1 protein-coding gene is annotated in these 1,187 nt (G+C 63.4%); it reads left to right on the forward strand.

All coding sequences use genetic code 11. The annotated features are described in order from the left end of the window. Positions 1-916, forward strand: a 916-nt coding sequence (locus L691_RS0122015) for an amidophosphoribosyltransferase (RefSeq protein WP_025692469.1), incomplete at its 5' end; no start/stop codon positions are given. Positions 917-1,187: the final 271 nt, after the last annotated feature.

Below are 1,187 nucleotides of genomic sequence, written 5' to 3' on the forward strand. Positions count from 1 at the left end.
TGCTTTCCTGCTGATGACCAACGACAAGCTGCTGGTCGCTTCCGACCCGAACGGCCTCCGTCCGCTCGTGATGGGGCGCGTTGGGGAAGCGTATATCTTCGCTTCGGAATCATGCGCGCTGGAGACAATCGGCGCGGAGCTTGTCCGCGACATTACGCCGGGCGAGCTGCTGATTCTGGACAAGGACGGCTTGACCGAGGACCGGTTCGCCGAGCCGCAGCGCAAAGCGCTGTGCGCCATGGAGTATATTTATTTCGCCCGGCCGGACAGCGACATGAACGGGGCCAACCTGCACGCCGCCCGCAAGCGGATGGGCAGCCGGCTCGCGCTTGAAGGCTTTGTCGACGCCGACATCGTAACCGGCGTACCGGATTCCAGTATCTCCGCCGCGATCGGCTATGCGGAGCAGACCGGCATCCCATACGAGCTTGGGCTGATCAAGAACAAGTACACCGGCCGGACGTTCATCCAGCCGAGCCAGGAGCTGCGCGAGCAGGGCGTCAAAATGAAGCTCAGCGCCGTCCGCCGCGTCGTGGAAGGCCAGCGCGTCGTCATGATCGACGACTCCATCGTGCGGGGCACGACTTCGCGCCGGATCGTTAATCTGCTGCGCGAAGCGGGCGCGACCGAGGTGCATGTGCGCATCACGTCGCCGCCTTTCAAGAACCCGTGCTTCTATGGCATTGACACGCCGGACCGCCGCGAGCTGATTGCTTCGCATCAGTCCATCGAAGAAATCCGCCGCGAGATCAACGCGGATTCACTGGCGTTCCTGTCGCCGGAAGGACTGATCCAGTCCATCGGCGGTCTGAGCGGCAGAGAATACAAAGGCGGGCTGTGCCTGTCCTGTTTCGATAACGATTATCCGACTCAGGTTGATTTTGGCGGGGCGGAGAAGGAAGGGTGCGGCTGCTAAGATGGCCATCCCCCTAAATCGTGGGTCCATCCCCCTAAATCCCCCTTGCCAAGGGGGACCCCGGAGGGCCCGCCCTCCGGCCACCCGCAAGCTCGGCGTAACGGAGTTTGGTTTGAACTTGCTAAGCGGGGCTAGTGCGGATAGCCGCTTGTCGTCCCTTCCGCTTACGCGGATTGGCGGGACACGCTTTACGCCGCAGCGCCGCCCGGCATCCGGCCAGCAGCCGCCGCCGGGCCCTGGCGCACCGCTGCTTCGCATAGCGGTGCATTTG

The sequence above is a fragment of the Paenibacillus zanthoxyli JH29 genome (assembly GCF_000520715.1).
Classification (GTDB): domain Bacteria; phylum Bacillota; class Bacilli; order Paenibacillales; family Paenibacillaceae; genus Paenibacillus_AQ; species Paenibacillus_AQ zanthoxyli.